At 33.8% G+C, this 6,433-nt stretch carries 2 protein-coding genes; both read right to left on the bottom strand.

Annotation, left to right across the window (positions count from 1 at the left end; all coding sequences use genetic code 11):
• The coding region (locus VKY47_RS06470; protein WP_324311377.1) for an alpha-2-macroglobulin family protein at window positions 1-6,220 on the bottom strand (6,220 nt) is incomplete at its 3' end.
• 15 nt (window positions 6,221-6,235) lie between these two features.
• Window positions 6,236-6,433: hypothetical protein (locus VKY47_RS06465; protein WP_324311375.1), on the bottom strand; the 198-nt coding region annotated here is incomplete at its 5' end.

The raw sequence follows: 6,433 nt of genomic DNA, 5'->3' as shown, positions 1-6,433 counted from the left end.
TCCCAGCATTTGTAACGCGTAAATCGTATTCAAACACATAAACTCCTTTTGGTAAATAATCAAAAAAGAAGTTGGTAGCAGCATCTTTAGTACTTTCATAATAACCTAGGCCATCTTGCCATTTGTATTGAGATAACACATTAATAGGTTCTAAACCACTTGCTCTCATATCTTTCATATGAAGGAATTCCATAGCGCGATCGCTTGTTAATTCAATTCGAACACGGACTAAATCGCCTATTTTTAAAGGTGTGTTATTTGATATTTCTGAAATTTCTTCGCCTAGATCTGTATTGGTTTTTAAGAAAAGTTTTTTCTTAAGACTTAAAGGTGTGTCAGCTGAAGTGATTTTATCCAAATCCTCAAAATATTGCCAATATAAACCTCCCCAAGCAATGCCTTCGCCTTTTTTGGTTAAGGTGACTTCTGACATATTTGGTTTAATTTCAGAACCTGTCCAAGAGGTTTTATAATAACCTGTTCCAGCTTCTACCTTCACATCTTCTAATTTTGAAGGTTCAATTTTATTTCCGCCGATAACCACATCAACCATATCTGTAACAGACAACCAGTCGCTTCCTTGAAGCAATAAAGCATAAACTGCTTCAGTTGTTGCTTTGGTAGTTTTCCAACTGTTGGTTTGCTTGTTTTTTAGCAGCCAGATTTTTAGATTTTCGATAGTTTCTACATCCTTTTCAATTTCTGAAAACGCTTCAATCATTAAGGCTTGAGTTTCAATGGGTGCTTGGTACCAAAACCATGAAGCCGTGTTTTCTTTCCAATACATGCCCAATTCATCATTGGTAATGCTGTTTTCTTTTAAGGATTTTAAAATTTTAGAAGCTGTGATTTTATCCTGATTTCTATGCGAAATCAATGCCATCAACCCTTTGGAATACAATGAACGATTGGTCCAGTATTTTTGAATTTGCGTTTGATAATAGGAGATGATATTTTCAACTTCCTTCGATTTTTTAATGTCTGGAAAAAAGCTTCGCATATATAAATAATGCAACTGCGTATAACTTAAATGGTCTAAGTTTAAATCCACTTTGGAGTTGTATTTTGTAATGTCTTTGTATTCTTGAACAAACTCCTTGTCTAGATAAGCGATAGCTTTTTTAATCATGGATGCTTCGTTGGTACTTGGTGTCACATGCAATTTTTCTAAATGTCCAAATCCAGTAATAATTTGCTGTGTAATAAAGCGATTGGGTCTGCCTCCTTGAAACCAAGCCCAAGAGCCATTAGGCATTTGGTTTTGTTCTAATTTTTTAATGTTCGCTTGTAATTCACTAGTCATTTTATTTAAGTCGAAAAGTAAGGCAATCCGTTTCTTTTGTTCGGTTTCACTTTCAGCATCTCGCAACCAAGGCGTTTCTTCAATAAGAATGGATTTCAATTCTTGATTCTTTTCTAGATTAGAAAGCAAGGCATCTGTGGAAGCCCATTGCTTAAAGACCTCTTGGATTCTAGGATTGGAATTTGCTATATGACGTGCCAAGGAATTTGCATAAAAACGACTAAATACCTGCTCATTGCAATCGTATGGATATTCCATGAGATAAGGAAGTGCTTGCACCGCATACCAAGCTGGATTTGAAGTCATTTCCAACGTCAATTTATGATGTTTTAGAGTTGTTGAGATGTTCGTCTTTAGTTTATCTAGTGTGAAGGTTCTGGTTTCGTTAGAACGTATCCACATAGGTAAGGTTTCGGTAACCAGCATTCTGTTGGTTAAAACAGGAAGCGCATTTTGTTCTCCATCGCTATAATTTCCTGCTTTGGCAATTATTTTATATTGAACGGCATCGACATCATCTGGAATGGAAAGACTCCAAGATACTTCTGTGTTTCCTTGTTCTTCCACAGTAAAAGCTTTTGTGTTTGCCGTATTGTTTAGTTTGGCGTCAATGGTTTTTCCATTAGTTGCATCAAAAAGTTGTAAAATAGCCTGTCCTGAAAGTTCTTTTTTAGTCAGGTTTGCAATTTTAGTGCTAATGGTAATCTCATCGCCATGACGTAAAAAACGAGGGGCATTTGGAAGTACCATGAGTTCTTTTTGAGTCACGGTTTCTAAGCTGGTTGTAGCAGACTCTAAGTTTTTAGTATGCGCTAATAATTGTAGTTTCCATTTAGTTAAAGCTTCTGGAGTTGTGAAACTAAAACTCACGTTGCCTTTGTCATCTGTGTGTAATTGGGGAAAGAAAAAGGCTGTTTCTTGAAGGTTTTTACGGATTATAACTTGAGAGAAATCCTCTTTGACAGGATTTGCTTCTTCAGGATTTTTAGTTTCAACAGTTTCTTCAAGTTCTGCTGAATCCTCCATGCTTTTAGATTGCATGCTTTCAGGTGCATAACCTATATTTTTTCTTCCACGTTTCATTCCCAAAGCAGTAACAACAACTTCATCAATAGAAGTGACATCAGGAGACATAGATAGACTCAAAGAATTATCCTTATCTATAGAATATTCTATTGTGGTATATCCAACAAATTGAAACACGAGTATTTCTCCTTTTTTAATTGCTATAGAAAAATGACCATCAAAATCGGTTTGAGCGCCATTGGATGTTCCTTTTATTACAATATTTACACCTGGTAAGGGCAAGCCAGATTCATCATATATAGTTCCATTAACCCATCCTTCTTTGATAGAACTATTATAAGAGGCTGTTTTTTTTATATTTCTAAGATATTGATGTCTTGCCCAAGAGTTTGTTAAACTAAACCCGAACCAATCTAATTGGTCGTAACTATTTTGAGGATAGTTTAAATAAATTCGCTGTAAATTTTCAACCCTAAATCCTTCCGTAGAAAAACTATTTCTAGCATTTCTATGATAATTGGAATAATAAATTGAGGTTGAAATTGGATTAAACGACCAGTCATGAGATTTAAATTGGTCTAAAGACATATCGTACATGCTTGCCAATAACTCGGCAGAAACCTGTTCTCCTTTTGGGCCTTTAATTTTAAAACTCCAGGTTTCGTCTTGTCCTGGCTGCAATTTATCTCTAAAGGTTTTGGTTTCAATCTCTAAATCGGTTTTAGGATATGGCACAGAAACAGGCTTGGTTCCATAGCCAAAACTATTCTGAAACGCATAACTATAATGAACAACAAAACCTCCTAAATCTTCTTTATTTACAGGAATGCTTATGGTTTTCTTATTGTTGTTTAATGGAAGAACATATGTTTTTAAAGTTTGTTTGTTCTTTTCAATTTCAACAGTAATTGTTAGATTTTCTGCAGCTGAAGCTAAAGTAAGTTCGACCGTTTCGTTTATAGAATAATTTTCTTTATTGGTTGATATACTAAAAAGTTGCTTGTCTGCAAGCGTTTTATCTGTGTCGCTAAAAAGAGTTGTTCTAGTTTGATCTTTGACCTCTTGACCAAATTTGTCCTTGCTTTCTAGCTCGATAAGATATTGGCCAGATTCCCACTTTTTAATACTTCCTAATTCAAGTTCTTTGGACTTTTCTGTGTTGAAGGATTTTTCAAATACTAGAATACCTTTCTTCCAATTATTTGGGTTGTCCTCATTGCTATAAGCTTCATAAGGAAATTTCTCTTTAAATTCTGCTTCAGAAAGTACCTGATAATCCGGAGCTTTCCATGGTCTTGTTCGCAATACAGATTCAGGCGCTTCTAGTTTGTAGATTTTTATTTGGCCTTGAGCAGGAACAAATTCGCCATTTAGATTTTTGGTGTCGATATAAAGTTTGTGGTCTTTTTTTAACTTATCTAAAGAGGCCTCTATAGAAACGGTGGCAAGCAAAGCGTGATAACCAACATTTACGATGGTTGTTGCCGAGCGTGTTTCGCCATTTAAATCGGTAACATCTGCGGTTACTTCATAATTGAAAATTGGGAGATTATCTTTATTTACACTAGAGTCTGGAAGGGCTTTAAAAGTAATTTCAAATTCACCTTTCTCGTTAGTCGTACTTTCTCCATGCGTTATTTCCTGTGGTTCACTAAAAAAAGCTGGTCTGTACCAATAATACCATCGCGGATATTGTACTTTTCTATGCACTCTGTAAATTACTTTGGCATTGGTAATATTACTTCCGGCATAAGCCAAAGCATGACCTTTTATGGTAACAGAATCGTTGACTTTATACAAGTCTGTAACAGGTTTAAATTGGGTTTCAAATTTTGGACGCTTGTATTCTTCAACAGAAAAATAATGATTGACATCAATATTATTCTTATCGCCATAAAAATGAATATAATAGCTTCCGTTTAAACCGGAGGTCGGCAAAATAAATTCCCCCGATACAGAACCATATTCATTGGATTTTAATTCTAGTTCAGAAACTTTAGTATCGTTTGTATCGTAAACCTCAATGTAAAATAATTCGTTAGGGATAACTCTCGTTTTTCCATCTATAGTTTTTACGGCAATCCCTTTAAAATATACAACTTGTCCAGGTCTGTAGATGCTTCGGTCTGTAAAAACAAAACCTTTATCATTTTCTTCGTGTGTGTATGGTTCATATTTTCTGTTCAAATAGTATTGGCCAAAATATGCTTTTTCGTCAGCACAAGTAGCCTCCATGATCATGTTGGACCATGAATTATTACTTTTAATTAATTCAATTTCACCTAACGAATTCGTAGTGAAAGTTTTACTGCTTCCGTTATTTTTATAGTTTTTTACGTAAGATATTTTAACGTCTAGATTGGCTAAAGGTTCTCCAGTATTTCTATTTATAAACTGATATAATTGCTTGTCGTTTCCTGTTTTCTCAACGACAGCAATATTGGTTGCCTGGAGTATTTTGTAAGCAAAGGTGTTTTCTTTGGAATTAGTTTTAGCAACAATTAAATACCGTCCATTTTTTAATTTAGGTAAAAGAATTTCTGTGCTATGTTGCTGATAATCCAATTCATTTTTCAGAAAACTTTTCCAAGTAACTTCTACTTTTAGCTTATTGATAAAGTCTAATTTTTCTTGAGTTCGATAACTTTCGTTAAAGTTTATAAATTGTTTTTCAGATAATTTATAGATATTAAACTCGAGGGTATTTATGTTTTTATAAGTCACTAATATTTTAGCGTCTTGTTGAATAGGTAAGTAATTCTCAGCAAAAATTTGAAGTGTTTCCTGATTTATTTGTTTCAATAAAATCCGGCTCTTTTCAGCAGCTCTACTTTCTGGAAATTCTTTAATAATGCTATTGCATAGTTGTACAGCATCCTTAATTTTCCATCGATTGGTTTCGTTAGTTATAGGCTGATAATCTTGTCCTTGGCTATAATAAATGTTCGCAATTTCAAAACTATATAAAGCAGAAGTTTCATGTGTTTTTATTTGCTCAGCTTCTGTTTTGTATGCTTCAATTAACAACTTGTCCTTGTTTTGAAAGGTGGCATGTGTCTTTACAAAGTTGAAACGCAAAATGTTTACATCGGCTAAAGCTTCGGGCTTGGTGTCTTTTAAATGAAATTTAATTAATTCCTGATACAACTTTAAAGCTTGTAATTCCAAAGAAGTCGCGTCTTGTGAAGTGATGTTTAAATTTGAAAAACTCTTGGCATTGCCTAAATAAGTTTCTTGATTTATTTGAAATTTATAAGCAGGTTTCGTGATACTGTTTTCGGAGGTTTGATAAAATTCCAAAGCATTATGAGCCAATAAATCGAACAAAGTTGGTCTGTACGTTTTAGAACCTTTTTGCTCTAGTAAAACACTGGAATAAAGACTTAAATCTTCTTCTTGTAAAAGAGAGCTGTTTTTTAAAGAGTTGGTATAATTTAGTTGAATTTCATAAAAAAGCGTTTGCAAATCCCAGGTTCTAAAATCGGTAGCAACTGCTTTATCTTCTAGTTTGGTTCTATTGTAAAATTTATATCTGTTTTCTTGAAAATATTGCCAATAAATGGTTGCGAGCATATTTTCTAATACATTTTTTACGGGAGCTTCATTCTGGGAAATAGCCGTTTTAAAATCGGTTATAATTTTCAGTTGCGCATCTTCCTCTAAAATTAAAGCAAACTTGCTTTTAAAAAGCAACACCTTAATTTGTTGGGGTTTGTTGTTCTCTTTTATGGCTAAAGTTTCAATTTGGTCAACAATTTTTAAAGCAGATTTTGGTAAATTGTCAGTTTCAAAGGTTTGAACTTGTTTCCATAGCTTTTCATAATGCTTGTCTTGAGCATGAGAGAATTGAGCAAAAAGAAGGATGGTTATAATGGCTATATAGTTTTTCATTTGCAAATTTTTGTATTAAGGCTTACTCAAAATACGTTCCAAAAAAAGTGGAAAAGCAAAAAAAGTAATTTCGCTTGTGTGAAAATAGGCATTTTTTAAATCGCATAGAAAGATTACTTTTGTTATTCGCTCGCATTTATATGAAGAAGTTCGTTTTATTATTAGTGTTTCCAATTTTGGGTTTTTCACAAACGTCCCATCAAGATCTTGAAC

Origin of the sequence: Xanthomarina sp. (assembly GCF_035306705.1) — a bacterium.
GTDB lineage: Bacteria > Bacteroidota > Bacteroidia > Flavobacteriales > Flavobacteriaceae > Xanthomarina.
Note: the sequence above shows the minus strand (reverse complement) of the source record. Positions and strands in the feature narration are given on the sequence as shown.